General features: G+C 55.3%; 17 protein-coding genes and 1 tRNA gene. 14 read left to right on the top strand and 4 right to left on the bottom strand.

The features are described from left to right. Positions 1-7: 7 nt before the first annotated feature. The 9 genes from infC (at position 8) to L1F06_RS14425 (ending at position 6,113) form a co-directional block, all read left to right on the top strand. The gene (infC, locus tag L1F06_RS14465; RefSeq protein ID WP_003243406.1) at positions 8-541 is read left to right on the top strand and encodes a translation initiation factor IF-3; all 534 of its coding nucleotides are present in this window, start codon (positions 8-10) and stop codon (positions 539-541) included. A 60-nt stretch (positions 542-601) separates the two neighbouring features. Beyond that, positions 602-796 carry a 50S ribosomal protein L35 gene (gene rpmI, locus L1F06_RS14460; protein ID WP_003243407.1) on the top strand — a complete coding sequence of 65 codons (195 nt, stop codon included), beginning with the start codon at positions 602-604 and terminating at the stop codon, positions 794-796. A gap of 29 nt (positions 797-825) precedes the next feature. Further along, positions 826-1,182, top strand: coding sequence for a 50S ribosomal protein L20 (gene rplT, locus L1F06_RS14455; protein WP_003243409.1), 357 nt, complete (start codon positions 826-828; stop codon positions 1,180-1,182). 96 nt (positions 1,183-1,278) lie between these two features. Then, complete coding sequence (gene pheS, locus L1F06_RS14450) at positions 1,279-2,295, top strand: phenylalanine--tRNA ligase subunit alpha (protein WP_003243410.1); 1,017 nt, start codon at positions 1,279-1,281, stop codon at positions 2,293-2,295. 44 nt (positions 2,296-2,339) lie between these two features. Next, the gene (pheT, locus tag L1F06_RS14445; protein ID WP_129482240.1) at positions 2,340-4,718 is read left to right on the top strand and encodes a phenylalanine--tRNA ligase subunit beta; all 2,379 of its coding nucleotides are present in this window, start codon (positions 2,340-2,342) and stop codon (positions 4,716-4,718) included. Between the two features lie 3 nt (positions 4,719-4,721). Then, the gene (ihfA, locus tag L1F06_RS14440; RefSeq protein WP_003243414.1) at positions 4,722-5,024 is read left to right on the top strand and encodes an integration host factor subunit alpha; all 303 of its coding nucleotides are present in this window, start codon (positions 4,722-4,724) and stop codon (positions 5,022-5,024) included. Then, positions 5,005-5,361 (top strand): MerR family transcriptional regulator, encoded by a 357-nt coding sequence (locus L1F06_RS14435; protein ID WP_003243416.1) that lies wholly within the window; start codon positions 5,005-5,007, stop codon positions 5,359-5,361. Before ihfA ends, L1F06_RS14435 begins: the two co-directional genes overlap by 20 nt. Positions 5,362-5,436: 75 nt before the next feature. Continuing rightward, positions 5,437-5,513, top strand: a tRNA-Pro gene (locus L1F06_RS14430). A 183-nt stretch (positions 5,514-5,696) separates the two neighbouring features. Next, positions 5,697-6,113 carry a hypothetical protein gene (locus L1F06_RS14425; RefSeq protein ID WP_177491086.1) on the top strand — a complete coding sequence of 139 codons (417 nt, stop codon included), beginning with the start codon at positions 5,697-5,699 and terminating at the stop codon, positions 6,111-6,113. Here L1F06_RS14425 and L1F06_RS14420 read toward each other — a convergent pair. Further along, positions 6,091-6,528, bottom strand: coding sequence for an NUDIX hydrolase (locus tag L1F06_RS14420; protein WP_129482241.1), 438 nt, complete (start codon positions 6,526-6,528; stop codon positions 6,091-6,093). The genes L1F06_RS14425 and L1F06_RS14420 overlap by 23 nt on opposite strands. A gap of 69 nt (positions 6,529-6,597) precedes the next feature. Here L1F06_RS14420 and L1F06_RS14415 point away from each other — a divergent pair, with 69 nt between their 5' ends. The 5 genes from L1F06_RS14415 to L1F06_RS14395 all read left to right on the top strand — a co-directional run bounded on the left by L1F06_RS14415 (position 6,598) and on the right by L1F06_RS14395 (position 11,121). Next, complete coding sequence (locus tag L1F06_RS14415; protein WP_129482242.1) at positions 6,598-7,029, top strand: LexA family transcriptional regulator; 432 nt, start codon at positions 6,598-6,600, stop codon at positions 7,027-7,029. Then, a complete protein-coding gene (locus tag L1F06_RS14410) occupies positions 7,026-8,297 on the top strand; it encodes a Y-family DNA polymerase (RefSeq protein WP_129482243.1) in 1,272 nt (423 codons plus the stop codon). The genes L1F06_RS14415 and L1F06_RS14410 overlap by 4 nt, the downstream gene beginning before the upstream one ends. A gap of 146 nt (positions 8,298-8,443) precedes the next feature. After that, the gene (locus L1F06_RS14405) at positions 8,444-8,638 is read left to right on the top strand and encodes a hypothetical protein (protein ID WP_129482244.1); all 195 of its coding nucleotides are present in this window, start codon (positions 8,444-8,446) and stop codon (positions 8,636-8,638) included. 84 nt (positions 8,639-8,722) lie between these two features. Beyond that, complete coding sequence (locus L1F06_RS14400) at positions 8,723-9,616, top strand: XamI family restriction endonuclease (protein WP_252576652.1); 894 nt, start codon at positions 8,723-8,725, stop codon at positions 9,614-9,616. Then, positions 9,616-11,121, top strand: coding sequence for an Eco57I restriction-modification methylase domain-containing protein (locus L1F06_RS14395; RefSeq protein WP_129482246.1), 1,506 nt, complete (start codon positions 9,616-9,618; stop codon positions 11,119-11,121). The genes L1F06_RS14400 and L1F06_RS14395 overlap by 1 nt, the downstream gene beginning before the upstream one ends. A gap of 50 nt (positions 11,122-11,171) precedes the next feature. Here the strand turns inward: L1F06_RS14395 and L1F06_RS14390 are convergent, their stop codons facing one another. The 3 genes from L1F06_RS14390 to L1F06_RS14380 form a co-directional block, all read right to left on the bottom strand. Further along, a complete protein-coding gene (locus tag L1F06_RS14390; RefSeq protein ID WP_129482247.1) occupies positions 11,172-11,528 on the bottom strand; it encodes a histone-like nucleoid-structuring protein, MvaT/MvaU family in 357 nt (118 codons plus the stop codon). 17 nt (positions 11,529-11,545) lie between these two features. Further along, the gene (locus tag L1F06_RS14385) at positions 11,546-12,520 is read right to left on the bottom strand and encodes a hypothetical protein (RefSeq protein ID WP_129482248.1); all 975 of its coding nucleotides are present in this window, start codon (positions 12,518-12,520) and stop codon (positions 11,546-11,548) included. An 83-nt stretch (positions 12,521-12,603) separates the two neighbouring features. Beyond that, positions 12,604-13,128, bottom strand: coding sequence for a helix-turn-helix domain-containing protein (locus L1F06_RS14380; protein ID WP_177491088.1), 525 nt, complete (start codon positions 13,126-13,128; stop codon positions 12,604-12,606). Positions 13,129-13,199 lie beyond the last annotated feature (71 nt).

Raw genomic sequence — 13,199 nt, 5'->3', positions numbered from 1 at the left:
GCGTGATATGAGACAGGACAAGCGGGCCGCCCCCAAGGCGCCGATCAACGAGAACATCACTGCACGTGAGGTTCGTCTGATTGGCGCGGACGGCCAGCAGATTGGTGTGGTTTCCATCGATGAAGCGTTGAACGCTGCCGAGGAAGCCAAGCTGGATCTGGTGGAGATTTCCGCAGACGCGGTGCCACCGGTTTGCCGCATCATGGACTACGGCAAGCACCTGTTCGAGAAGAAAAAGCAGGCTGCTATTGCCAAGAAGAACCAGCACCAGCAGCAGATCAAAGAGATCAAGTTTCGTCCAGGGACGGAAGAAGGGGATTACCAGGTAAAACTACGCAACCTGGTACGTTTCCTTGAAGATGGGGACAAGGCCAAGGTATCGCTTCGATTCCGCGGCCGTGAGATGGCCCACCAGGAGCTGGGTATGGAGCTGCTTAAGCGGGTCGAAGCCGACCTCGCCGAACTCGGCACCGTAGAACAGCATCCTAAGCTGGAAGGACGCCAGCTGATGATGGTCATCGCTCCCAAGAAGCGTAAATAACCTCCCGGGCACTGGCAGGCCTGATGGTTATCAGTTGTTAATGAATGCGGAGTACTAAACATGCCAAAAATGAAAACCAAGAGCGGCGCTGCAAAGCGCTTCCTGAAGACTGCTTCGGGTTACAAGCACAAGCACGCTTTCAAGAGCCACATCCTGACCAAGATGTCCACCAAGCGTAAGCGCCAGCTGCGTGGCAGCTCGCTGATCGGTCCGTCGGACGTCGCAAAAGTCGAGCGCATGCTGCGCGTTCGTTAATCGGTCAAGATATCTAGAGGTAATTACTCATGGCTCGTGTTAAGCGTGGCGTTATCGCTCGTGCTCGTCACAAAAAAATCCTGAAGCTCGCCAAGGGCTACTACGGTGCACGTTCGCGCGTGTTCCGCGTTGCCAAGCAAGCGGTAATCAAGGCTGGCCAATACGCCTACCGTGACCGCCGTCAGCGCAAGCGTCAGTTCCGCGCACTGTGGATCGCTCGTATCAACGCTGGTGCTCGCGTCAACGGTCTGTCCTACAGCCGTCTGATCGCTGGCCTGAAGAAAGCGTCGATCGAAATCGACCGCAAGGTTCTGGCCGATCTGGCAGTGAACGAAAAAGCGGCGTTTGCTGCGATTGTCGAGAAAGCTAAGGCCGTTCTGGCTTAAGTCCCCCGACAATCACCGGGTTCGCCCGGTGGCAACGTCAAAGATAGGGGAAGAGCCTTAACAGCTCTTCCCCTATTTCGTATCTGGAGTCTGTAAATGGAAAATCTGGATGCATTGGTCTCCCAAGCGCTCGAGGCCGTGCAACAAAGTGAAGATGTCAACGCCCTGGAACAGCTCCGGGTTCAATACCTTGGCAAGAAAGGCGAGCTGACCGCCCTGATGCAGACTCTGGGCAAGCTGTCGGCCGAAGAGCGTCCGCAGGCCGGTGCTCTGATCAACACTGCCAAGAACCAGGTGCAAGATGCCCTCAACGCCCGCAAGTCCGTGCTTGAGCAGGCTCTGCTCGCCGAGAAGCTGGCATCCGAGCGTATCGACGTGACCCTGCCAGGCCGCGGTCAGACCTCCGGTGGTCTGCACCCGGTGACCCGCACGCTCGAGCGTGTCGAGCAGTTCTTCACCCATATCGGTTACAGCGTCGCCGAGGGCCCGGAAGTCGAAGACGACTACCACAACTTCGAAGCGCTCAACATCCCCGGTCACCACCCGGCGCGGGCGATGCACGATACCTTCTATTTCAATGCGAACATGCTGCTGCGCACCCACACCTCGCCGGTACAGGTGCGCACCATGGAATCGCAGCAGCCGCCGATCCGCATCGTCTGCCCCGGCCGCGTCTATCGCTGCGATTCCGATATCACCCACTCGCCGATGTTCCACCAGGTCGAAGGCCTGTTGGTCGACGAGGGCATCAGCTTCGCCGACCTCAAGGGCACCATCGAGGAATTCCTTCGCGTGTTCTTCGAGAAGCCGCTGGGCGTGCGTTTCCGTCCTTCCTTCTTCCCGTTCACCGAGCCGTCGGCCGAGGTCGACATGCAGTGCGTGATGTGCTCGGGCAAGGGCTGCCGCGTCTGCAAGCAGACCGGCTGGCTGGAAGTGATGGGCTGCGGCATGGTGCATCCGAACGTGCTGCGCATGAGCGGCATCGATCCGGAGAAATACTCCGGTTTCGCCTTCGGCATGGGCGTCGAGCGCCTGGCCATGCTGCGATATGGCGTCAATGACTTGCGCCTGTTCTTCGATAACGACCTGCGGTTCCTGGCGCAATTTCGCTAGCAGCTGCCCCTCGTGATCGAATTCGTTTAAGGAGAACAGACAACATGAAATTCAGTGAACAGTGGCTGCGCAGCTGGGTGAACCCGGACGTCTCGCGCGATGAGCTGGTGGCCCGCCTGTCGATGGTCGGCCTGGAAGTGGACGCCGTGATTCCGGTGGCTGGCGCTTTCAGCGGCGTGGTGGTCGGCGAGATCCTCAGCGCCGAGCAGCACCCGGATGCCGACAAGCTGCGCGTGTGTCAGGTGAGCAATGGTAGCGAGAGCTTCCAGGTCGTCTGCGGCGCGCCGAATGCACGTACCGGCATCAAGATCCCCTTCGCCATGATCGGCGCCGAGCTGCCGGGCGACTTCAAGATCAAGAAGGCCAAGCTGCGCGGTGTGGAGTCCCAGGGCATGCTGTGCTCGGCCTCCGAACTGCAGATCAGCGACGACAACAGCGGCCTGATGGAGCTGGCGGCGGACGCCCCGGTCGGTCAGGACATCCGCGCCTACCTGGGCCTGGACGATGCCAGCATCGAGATCGGTCTGACTCCCAACCGCGGCGACTGTCTGTCGCTGGCGGGTCTGGCTCGTGAAGTCGGTGCCATCTACGGTGCTCCAGTATCGGCGGTATCGGTTGCTCCGGTCGCAGCGATCCATGATGAAGTGCGCCCGGTGGAAGTGCTGGCGCCCAAGGCCTGCCCGCGCTACCTGGGCCGCGTCATCCGCAACGTCGACCTGTCCAGGCCGACTCCGTTGTGGATGGTCGAGCGCCTGCGCCGTTCCGACATTCGCAGCATCGACGCGGCCGTTGACGTCACCAACTACGTGATGCTCGAGTTGGGCCAGCCCATGCACGCCTTCGATCTCGCCGAGATCAACGGCGGCGTCCGCGTGCGCATGGCCGAAGAGGGCGAGAAGCTGGTGCTGCTCGACGGCCAGGAAGTCAGCCTGCGTGCCGACACCCTGGTGATCGCCGATCACAGCCGCGCCCTGGCGATTGCCGGCGTGATGGGCGGCGAGCACAGCGGCGTCAGTGACAAGACCCGCGATCTGTTCCTGGAAAGCGCCTTCTTCGACAACATTGCCGTGGCTGGTAAGGCGCGCTCCTATGGCCTGCACACCGACTCGTCGCACCGTTTCGAGCGTGGCGTCGATTCGCAGCTGGCGCGCAGCGCCATGGAGCGTGCCACCGCGCTGCTGTTGGAAATCGTTGGCGGCGAAGCTGGGCCGATCATTGAGGTCAGCAGCGAGGCCGATCTGCCGAACGTGGCGCCGATCACCCTGCGCGCCGAGCGCATCAGTCAGATGCTGAGCATGGACATGGACGGTGCCGAGGTCGAGCGTCTGCTCAGCGCGCTGGGTCTGGGCGTGATCGCCCAGGGCGCCGGCCAGTGGCAGGTCAGCGTGCCGAGCCACCGCTTCGATATCAGCCTGGAAGTTGACCTGATCGAAGAGCTGGGTCGCCTGTACGGTTACAACCGCTTGCCGGTACGCTATCCGCAGGCGCGTCTGGCACCGCAGGCCAAGGCCGAGGCACGTGCCGAACTGCCGGCCCTGCGTCGCCTGCTGGTGGCGCGCGGTTACCAGGAAGCAATCACCTACAGCTTCATCGATCCCAAGCTGTTCGAGCTGTTCAGTCCGGGCGTGGCGCCGCTGCAATTGGCCAACCCGATTTCCGCCGACATGGCGGCCATGCGTTCGTCGCTGTGGCCGGGCCTGGTCAAGGCGCTGCAGCACAACCTCAACCGTCAGCAGTCGCGCGTGCGCCTGTTCGAAAGTGGTCTGCGCTTCGTCGGTCAGCTAGAAAGCCTGCAGCAGGAGGCCATGTTGGCCGGCGTGATCAGTGGCAGTCGTCTGCCGGAAGGCTGGGCCAACAGCCGCGAGAGCGTTGACTTCTATGACCTGAAAGCCGATGTCGAAGCTCTGCTGGGTTATGCCGGCGCGGCCGATGCGTTCAGCTTCGTGCCGGGCGAGCATCCTGCTCTGCATCCGGGCCAGACCGCCCGTATCGAGCGGGAGGGGCGCCTGGTCGGCTTCATGGGCGCACTGCATCCGGAGCTGAGCAAGACTCTGGGTCTGGATCAGCCAGTGTTCGTCTTCGAGCTGGTGCTGGCCGAAGTTGCTGCTGGTCGTATGCCGGTGTTCAGCGAGCTGTCGCGCTTCCCCGAAGTGCGTCGCGATCTGGCACTGCTGGTGGATCGCGAGCAGCCGGCCGAGGCCGTATTGGCTGCCATTCGTGAAACGGCGGGCGAGTGGTTGACAGACCTCAAGCTATTTGACGTCTATCACGGTAAAGGTATTGATCCGCATAGAAAAAGCCTGGCTGTCGGCTTGACCTGGCAACATCCATCGCGCACTCTTAATGACGATGAGGTGAGTACTACTACGCAAAACATCCTCACCTGCCTCGAACAAAGGTTCAACGCCACGTTAAGGAAGTAGCGTATGGGGGCTCTGACGAAAGCTGAAATGGCGGAACGTCTGTATGAAGAGCTCGGCCTGAACAAAAGGGAAGCCAAGGAACTGGTGGAGCTGTTTTTTGAAGAGATCCGCCAGGCTCTTGAGCTGAACGAACAGGTCAAGCTTTCCGGGTTCGGTAACTTCGACTTGCGCGACAAGCGCCAGCGACCCGGCCGCAACCCGAAAACAGGAGAGGAGATTCCGATCACGGCTCGCCGTGTGGTCACCTTTCGTCCAGGGCAAAAATTGAAAGCCAGGGTCGAGGCCTATGCTGGAACCAAGTCATAACGACGAACTACCGGCAATTCCCGGCAAACGCTACTTCACCATCGGTGAGGTCAGTGAACTCTGCGCGGTCAAGCCTCACGTTCTACGTTACTGGGAACAGGAATTCCCACAGCTCAACCCGGTCAAGCGGCGGGGCAACCGCCGCTACTACCAGCGTCAGGACGTGCTGATGATTCGTCAGATTCGAGCGCTGCTTTACGATCAGGGGTTCACCATCGGCGGGGCGCGTCAGCGTCTTTCGGGTGATGAAGCCAAGGACGACACCACCCAGTATCGTCAACTGATCAAGCAGATGATCGTCGAGCTCGAGGACGTGCTGCACGTACTGAAGAAGTAAGGTGAAGAAAAAGTTGCCTTATTTCAAAAGCTTAATGTATAGTTCCTCCCGCTTTCGGTCACCCGGAAGCATCGTCGGGGCGTAGCGCAGCCCGGTAGCGCACTTGCATGGGGTGCAAGGGGTCGAGTGTTCGAATCACTCCGTCCCGACCAAAAAACCCTAGAAAATCCAGTCATTTAACGGTGACTGGATTTTTTTATGGGCGGGTGCTTTTCAGGATGCACGATTTAGGGCACACATAGGGCACATCGTCCTGCAAGGTTCTTCTGCACGCATTTTCTTGTGCCATGCGATCAGTCGGTCGTATCGTTCTTAATCACTAGGAGGGATGCGCGATGGATAAGCCTGCAAGAACACGGAGCGTGACAGCGCTGAAAGACATGATCAACAAGCCCGAATCCCCGGTCTCTGTCGACGGCATGGATCTCATGCTCGGCAAGGGGGCTGTCCGTGTTGGCGGCGACACTGCTTTCTTGCTGATCTCAAATGCGTCCGGTGTACTCGTGACCGAGAACTGGCAAGAGCTTCAGTATGACTCGACAGACATCAGCTCTGTCCATCTTGCGATTCCAGGCCTGAACGGATTGTCAGTAGAAGAAGTCCGCAGCGTTTCTGTCTTTGAAGAGCTTCGCCCAACTGGTGGCATCCGGCATCACGTCAGCTACACGCTTATGGGGGGCAGTATTTACACGGAGAGCGAGCTTTCGAGCCGGGCGACTGGTAAGCACACTACTGTGTATGAGAAGCGCTGAGCAGCGGCCACCGATCATGCACCCATTCTAGGCCAGTTGGCGGCGTAGTAGTGATCACATAGATCCTCTGCTGATCCTTTTCTCCGATCACCAAACCATCGATCACCAGTTCGTCTTCTAAGTCGAACCAGTGGCTGACCTTCTCTTCATCCTTCTCCATAAATTTCGCAGCAGGAATGTGGACGCGAGTCGGCTCGTACTTTTCCCATCTTCCTTCTTCAACTGACGATAGCCGCGCCCATCCGCCCTGCGGACCTTTCCCCGGCTGTTGCCTGCGCCGACCCCACGGCACCCACACAATTTCCTGGCCATCGCCAGTGAGCACAGTTAGGGCAGCCCTCGGGTTCGGGAAATAGATCTTAAGCTGCTCACCCGTCCGCGTGTACCGCCCGGAAATTTCTACGCCGCCGCACATCGCTAACCCCCTTGGAGATCGGAAAAATCCCACTATACTGATTATATATACAGTATTTTGAGCAGGCTGATGAATACCGCATTTTTGACCCAAGGACGCCGCATCGAGCGTCTATGTCTTTCGCCAGAAAAGCTGAAGATCACAGGTTTCCAGTCCCCAGCAGGGGATCATGAGCAAGGCCCCTTGAGCATCGACGAATTCGTCGGCCTGGGTGCCCCACACATATGGCTATGGATCGCTGACAGCGACGCCTTGTCTGGCCTCGGCATCTTCAAACACGATGTCCTTGTTGTTAACCGCGTCGGTCAAGCTGCTCCAGGACGCGCTGCAATCGTCATCATCGATCATGAGTTCAAGCTCTGCTCAATCCTCACTGACGCTGAGAAAAGGCGCTCTCTTGTCACCATAGACCGCCAGGGCGAGTGCCAGCGCCTGGCCGACGAGGGCGAGGTGATCCTTTGGGGCATCGTCGATTTTCTGTTTCGAGATCTGCGCCCATGAGTCGCCGCGTTTACGCACTCATCGACTGCAATTCCTTTTACTGTTCATGCGAAAGGATTTTCAGGCCTGAGCTGGCCACCACCCCGATTGTGGTGCTGTCCAATAACGATGGCTGCGTCATCGCCCGTACACGTGAAGCGAAGGCCTTGGGCATCGCTATGGGTGCCGCTTACTTCGAAATTCGAGATGAATTACGCCAGCTTGGCGTCCAGGCTTTTTCGAGCAACTACGCGCTTTACAGCGACGTATCGAACAAGGTCATGCGCTGCATCCACAGCCAGGTGCCAGACCTTGAGCAATACAGTATCGATGAAGCCTGGGCTGAGCTGACCGGCATGCTGGGTGATCTGGCAACAATCGGGAAAGCTATCAAAGAGCGCGTTTGGAGCGAATGCGCGATGCCGGTGGGCGTCGGTATAGGGCACACCAAAACCCTCGCAAAACTCGCGAACTTCGCCGCCAAGAAATGGCAGAAGACAGGGGGAGTGGTAGACCTCACCGATCCCATTCGTCGCGACAAGCTGCTCAAGGTGGCGCCGGTCGATGAGGTATGGGGTGTTGGCCGCAGGCTGAGCAAGAGTCTCGAAGTGATGGGCATCAAGACGGCTTGGGATCTCGCTCATGCCGACCTTTCAGTGATCAGAAAGTCATTTGGCCGCGTGCTCGAACGCACTGCCCGTGAGCTACTCGGCGAAGAATGGCTGCGAATGCACCAGGCGCCAGATCTGAAGAAAGAGATCTGTAGCTCCAAAATGTTTGGCACCAAGCTGAGAACCATCGAGCCGATCCGCGAGGCCTTGGCGAGCTACGTCGCTCGTGCTGCCGAAAAACTGCGGGAGCAGGGCAGTCTGGCTGAGGAAATGGTCATCAGCTTGCAGACCTCGGGGTTCGTCGAAGACAGAGAGCGTTACTTCAGCAGCGCTCGCTGCATCCTGCCGCATCCGACAAACGACACGCTCTTGATGACCCAAGCAGCCAATCAGGCTCTAGAGCGCATCTTCAGAAAGGGCTATGCGTACTCGAAAGTCGGCGTTTTGCTAACAAACCTTTGTCCCGCAGATGGGTACACGCCGGATCTGTTTGCTGAGCCGCCTCGCCGGAATTGCGAGCGGCTGATGAAGGCGATTGACCAGTTGAACGCCAGGTATGGGAGAGGGGCGGTCAGGGTAGGGACGATCTGGCCGGGAGGGAGGGCGTGGCAGATGAAAAGGGAGATGCTGTCGCCGTCGTATACGAGTAGCTGGCGGGAGCTGCCGAGAGCTGGGTAGCGCGTAGTAGGCGAGGATGCCAGGAGCCAGTACATCAGTGCTGGATTTTTCATTTTTGTTGGTCGGGTGGACCTGACGGGCACCCAAAATTCTCGTCGCGTTGAGGTATCCTTGAGGTCCGAATTTCAGGTCGAGGAGAGGATTCCGTGATCTCTAACGCAGACAAGGAAAACGTACAGAAGGCGCACGAGATAGCTACCCAGCTTGTTGATGAGCTGAAGGGTGTTGCCTGCTCAAAAAATGCTCTACTGGCAGAGCTTGGGGTGGATATCCTCAGGTCTGTTACTGAGATTGAGCAAAAACTAAAAAGAATATCGCTAGCAAATCAATCCGAATCATAAGAATACGAATATTAAGGGAATAAAATGCCAGTAAATATTAACCGCCCTCATCTCTGGGCGGATGACGTTGCGCGTTCCGTTGATATGTACAACCAATGGTTCCTAGACTTTTCACCGCAAACATTCTTGAAGACGAGGGTCACAGCAACAAAGATAGTAGAAGATAGTCTGAAGGCAACAAATTATCTGAGAAATATATCTCCTGCTATTTTTAAGGCTTATCCCGGAATCCTTTCCACTCTGCGCATGTCTACTTGCCCTCCAATAGCGGTAGATCGTCTTATTGGGCTGTCTGGTGTAACCCCATCTCTTGTGAAGGGCATGGAGCTTGAGCAAAGACTTCCTCTTCGAATGAATAGGGATCAACTTGATCAAGAGCTTGGTCAAATAGGAGCCATCATCGAGAGAATGGCAGATCCAGAAATTTTTAGCTGGCTGAGAAGCGGTCTAGAGCCAACAGAGAGAGAAGTACACAGGGCTGCCACGATCATTGCTGACCGCTTATGTGCCGCTCAGGCTAATCCGATTATTCGCAATGAACAAGAAAAAAGACAGCTCTTAGAAATTAAAAAATGGCTTGAAGCGAGAGGTTATACAGAGGTTCAGCTCGGTGACCGTGTTGATTTCAGGAGTATGCAAAATGGCACATTCAGTTTTAGGCTGAACGTTGTTGTTGGTGATGCTAATCCAGTAAATATCCCGGTTGATGCTGTAATAATGCCCAGGAATGCTCAGCCTGGACAATTTCCATTGCTGGTAGAGGCTAAGTCAGCAGGGGATTTCACCAATACGAACAAGAGAAGGAAAGAAGAGGCCACAAAAATGATTCAGCTCCGTGGAAAGTATGGGGCGAAAATTAAATTTATATTGTTCCTTTGCGGATACTTCGGGACGAGCTATCTTAAATATGAGGCCGATGAAGGAATTGATTGGGTCTGGGAACATAGAATTGATGACTTGGCGGGGTTTGGACTTTAATGATTGAAGAACTGGAATCGAGCAGGATTGAAATTCAAGCTCATTTGGATGGTTTGAAAACTCAGGAAGAGAGGAATCGACTCGGGCAATTTGCAACCCCGTCGTTGCTGGCTAGAGACATTCTGTTTCATGCTAAAGAGTTTCTTCCGGCCAACGAGCGGGTTCGATTCCTCGATCCAGCTCTTGGTAGCGGGGCGTTCTTCGCCGCGCTCAAGAGAGTCTTCAAGGCAGATGAAATCGAAAGCTCTTCAGCGTTTGAAATAGACCCGCACTACGGTGGTCCGGCTGAAGAACTGTGGGTGAAGCAAGGACTAAAGATCACTCACGGCGATTTTACACAAGCCGAGCCTGATCCAGCATTCAATTTGATTATCTGCAATCCTCCTTACGTTCGACACCATCATCTAAAGGGTGATGAGAAGAAAAGGTTGCAGCAGAGCAGTCTCACCGCATCTGGACACAAGCCGACAGGACTGGCGGGTCTTTATGTCCACTTCTTGCTTCAGTGCCAAGCCTGGATGGCTCCTGGGGCAATTGCTGGATGGCTAATTCCCTCTGAATTTATGGATGTGAATTACGGGAAAGAGGTCAAAAAGTACCTGCTTGATAAAGTAACCTTGCTCCAGATTCATCGTTTCTGTCCAGAAGACATCCAATTCACGGATGCATTGGTGTCCTCTGCTGTGGTCTGGATCAAGAACGAGGCTCCGAAGTCTGAGCACGAGGTATTATTTACCTTTGGTGGATCTCTCGCGAAACCAGATATAGTCAAGTCGGTGAGCAGCAAGGATTTGGCCAAGGAAGCGAAGTGGACGCGCTTCCCTAAAGCCGGAGTGCGTGAGGAGGAGGTTGATGGTGTAGTTAGGCTGAGTGACCTTTTCTCTATCAAGCGAGGACTTGCAACAGGTGACAATAAGTTCTTCGTATTGAATGAACAGCAGGTGGCAAGCCTTAATATTCCGGCGACTGCACTGCGACCAATCCTGCCAAGCCCAAGATATGTGAAGGACGATGAGATTAAGGCAGACGAGGAGGGGCTGCCAACAAATGTTGAGCGACTTTTCTTGCTGGACCCGAAAATGCCGGAAGAAGAAATTCAATCCAAGCATCCTGAGCTATATAGATATCTGCTAGAAGGCAAGGAGAAAAGGGTTGATCAAGGCTACCTGTGCAAAGGGCGTAAGCGTTGGTATGACCAAGAGCAGCGCGGACCAGCACCAATCGTATGTACATACATGGGACGGTCAGATGGTAAGAGTGGCAGGCCGTTCAGATTCCTTCTAAATCGCAGCAAAGCAACGATGGCAAACACCTACCTTGCTATGTATCCGACTCCAGCTATGCAGCAGAGGCTCGATGCAGACCCTAGCCTTCTAGAGAAGGTCTGGAGGCAACTCAATGAGATCAAGCCAGAAGTGTTGCTGGGGGAGGGGAGGGTCTACGGCGGCGGTTTGCACAAGCTTGAGCCGAAGGAGCTGAGCAAAGTGCCAATAGAGCTGGACTGAAATAAAAAGCCCCTGAAAAGGGGCTTTTTCATGAAGCTAAGGAACTGGGATCACTGGAGCCAAGATTCGACCGTTTCAGCCCCAAACTCTTCTTTCCAGGCCTTCAGCACTTTGTGATTCCCGCCTTTTGTCTCAACCCGCTCACCGTTATTTGGATTAACGTAGATCTTGACCGCACGCTCTTTACGCTGCCCAGTAGCAGCCTGGGCGCGTTCTGGACGAGCGTGTGGGTCCAAGATGAGCTTTACTTCACGCAGCGAGAAACCGTACTCGGCCAACAGACCGCGCAGCTTTTGCTCGAACTCGATCTCTTTCTTGAGTTCGTTGTCGTTTTTCATCGCATCGAGCTGCTTCAGCTGCTCAGCGAGTTGCGCTTCAAGCGCTTTGAATTCTGCGAGTTTGCTCATTATTTGTCCCCAATTTTTTAATGGTCGGCGGTGAATTCGAGAGAGTCGAAAGCTTTGATTTTCTTTTCTACGGCGGTGCGGCGGGATTGTAGCTGAGAGTCTCTCATCGTGATGTAGTTGTCTTGATAATCATTGAGCAAACCGGCCTCCAGCTGGATCTGGTCTTCGATAACGGAGAGGTCTTTTTTGAGCGTTATGAGGGTAGGGCCAAGGGCTGTTTTAATCTGAAGGCGGATGCGATTGGCCTTGTCACGCAGACGTTTGAGGTAGCGAAGCTGAAGGTGGACGAGATTGAGCTTGGACTCGCCTTCTGCAATCTCGTTGCGGCAGTGATCGATGATGCTTGTGAAGTATGCGTAACGCTCTTCGTATGACTTTTGCGGTCGGCCCATGGCTTTGGAGGTAGGGTTAGGGTCGAGGTCGCGGCGCTTGTAAAACGCTGTGTACATCTGTTTGTCGAGCATGCCCAAGATATCTTTTCCCGGCCTGCCGACCTGGGTTTTGCCATGCTGGGCGCGAAGCGTCTCGATGTCTGACGGCTCCTCATCTTCGTCCTGTTCCATCGCGCGGAGCTTCTCTAGCTCTTCGTCGCGCTCGATTTCAATGCGTGCTAGCTCCAATTCCTTTGGCATTATCGGCTTTCCGGGGGCCAGGCGCTTCTCGGAATCGGGGAGGGCGTTCCAGGCTTCTTCTGTGAAGCCCTGAGGGCGGAAGAGGTTCAGCTTGTGGCGTACGGCCTTCGCTTCATCCTTGAGCCCTTCTTGCTCGTATTTGGCGGCTTCACGAGCGAGCGTGAGGCGCTGTAGGAACGTGCTGAGCAAAAGGTGGCGCTGCACGTCGTCATCGGCCAACAGGTGGCCAGACTCTTCTTCGATTTCGCGTTCCAGCTCGCCGAGATTCTCGTGAAGGCGGGCTACGAGGCGGCGTTGCTTTTCCAGGGGGCTGAGAGCGGGGCGGCCCTGAGATTTTTTCCTTGACGGAGCTTCATCCATGTGAATCACCATTGACAAAACAAATATTTATTACTATAATATGTGTTTTAAAGGTGGTTCTGTCAAGGATGACAATGGAGCTGTCAGGCGGCTCTGCCAGACCTTGGGTGCGGCTGGAAGTTGATGCCAAGCTCCAGGGAGCGGGCTTTCCAGTACGACCGACCTTCGAGGACGAAGGTTGCGAGATCGCCGGCCAAGTAATGCACTTCATGGCCTTTGCTGATGAAGGGCAGAACACAAAGGAACTGGCGCTTAGAGCGCCAGATTTGCAGGGAAGCCTTGGAAATACCGTAGGCGAGAGCTGCTTCAGCAGTAGTTAGTTTTGTGGATGGATCTGAAACAGTAAGAGGGTTGTCATTGAAAAGAACTGGAATACGTGGGTACTCATGCTCCAGCCGGGCTTTCGGCTTGTCTTTGTACGCGATTACGTCGTCTCTCTTATAAAAGACCTTTCCGCCCTGTTTGATGTGCGGGATTGGCTTTCCATTCGATTTAACTGTTCGAAGATTCCTCAGCGTTCCGACTGCAAGCTGAAGCATTGCTGCTGCTTGTGATTCGCTGACGTATTCTGCTGTTCTTGTGTTTACTTGTTCTTTAACAATGCGCATTTTTATTATTCCTTTGGTGCTTGTCCATAACATTATTATAGCATAAAAGCAGTGTTATTTTTGGTGTGGTC

The organism is Pseudomonas hydrolytica (genome assembly GCF_021495345.1).
In the GTDB taxonomy this organism is placed as follows: Bacteria; Pseudomonadota; Gammaproteobacteria; order Pseudomonadales; family Pseudomonadaceae; genus Aquipseudomonas; species Aquipseudomonas hydrolytica.
The sequence above is the reverse complement of the archived record's forward strand: the minus strand, read 5'-3'. Positions and strand labels throughout refer to the sequence as shown.

What these genes read in the sequence shown, in the direction of transcription:
- L1F06_RS14435 (WP_003243416.1), top strand. Translation starts at nt 5,005, where the DNA reads ATGCTGGAACCAAGTCATAACGACGAACTACCGGCAATTCCCGGCAAA.
- rplT (WP_003243409.1), top strand. Translation starts at nt 826, where the DNA reads ATGGCTCGTGTTAAGCGTGGCGTTATCGCTCGTGCTCGTCACAAAAAA.
- L1F06_RS14390 (WP_129482247.1), bottom strand. Translation starts at nt 11,528, where the DNA reads ATGAGCAAACTCGCAGAATTCAAAGCGCTTGAAGCGCAACTCGCTGAG.
- rpmI (WP_003243407.1), top strand. Translation starts at nt 602, where the DNA reads ATGCCAAAAATGAAAACCAAGAGCGGCGCTGCAAAGCGCTTCCTGAAG.
- L1F06_RS14415 (WP_129482242.1), top strand. Translation starts at nt 6,598, where the DNA reads ATGAATACCGCATTTTTGACCCAAGGACGCCGCATCGAGCGTCTATGT.
- L1F06_RS14420 (WP_129482241.1), bottom strand. Translation starts at nt 6,528, where the DNA reads ATGTGCGGCGGCGTAGAAATTTCCGGGCGGTACACGCGGACGGGTGAG.
- L1F06_RS14425 (WP_177491086.1), top strand. Translation starts at nt 5,697, where the DNA reads ATGGATAAGCCTGCAAGAACACGGAGCGTGACAGCGCTGAAAGACATG.
- L1F06_RS14410 (WP_129482243.1), top strand. Translation starts at nt 7,026, where the DNA reads ATGAGTCGCCGCGTTTACGCACTCATCGACTGCAATTCCTTTTACTGT.
- infC (WP_003243406.1), top strand. Translation starts at nt 8, where the DNA reads ATGAGACAGGACAAGCGGGCCGCCCCCAAGGCGCCGATCAACGAGAAC.
- L1F06_RS14400 (WP_252576652.1), top strand. Translation starts at nt 8,723, where the DNA reads ATGTACAACCAATGGTTCCTAGACTTTTCACCGCAAACATTCTTGAAG.
- L1F06_RS14395 (WP_129482246.1), top strand. Translation starts at nt 9,616, where the DNA reads ATGATTGAAGAACTGGAATCGAGCAGGATTGAAATTCAAGCTCATTTG.
- pheT (WP_129482240.1), top strand. Translation starts at nt 2,340, where the DNA reads ATGAAATTCAGTGAACAGTGGCTGCGCAGCTGGGTGAACCCGGACGTC.
- L1F06_RS14380 (WP_177491088.1), bottom strand. Translation starts at nt 13,128, where the DNA reads ATGCGCATTGTTAAAGAACAAGTAAACACAAGAACAGCAGAATACGTC.
- ihfA (WP_003243414.1), top strand. Translation starts at nt 4,722, where the DNA reads ATGGGGGCTCTGACGAAAGCTGAAATGGCGGAACGTCTGTATGAAGAG.
- pheS (WP_003243410.1), top strand. Translation starts at nt 1,279, where the DNA reads ATGGAAAATCTGGATGCATTGGTCTCCCAAGCGCTCGAGGCCGTGCAA.
- L1F06_RS14385 (WP_129482248.1), bottom strand. Translation starts at nt 12,520, where the DNA reads ATGGATGAAGCTCCGTCAAGGAAAAAATCTCAGGGCCGCCCCGCTCTC.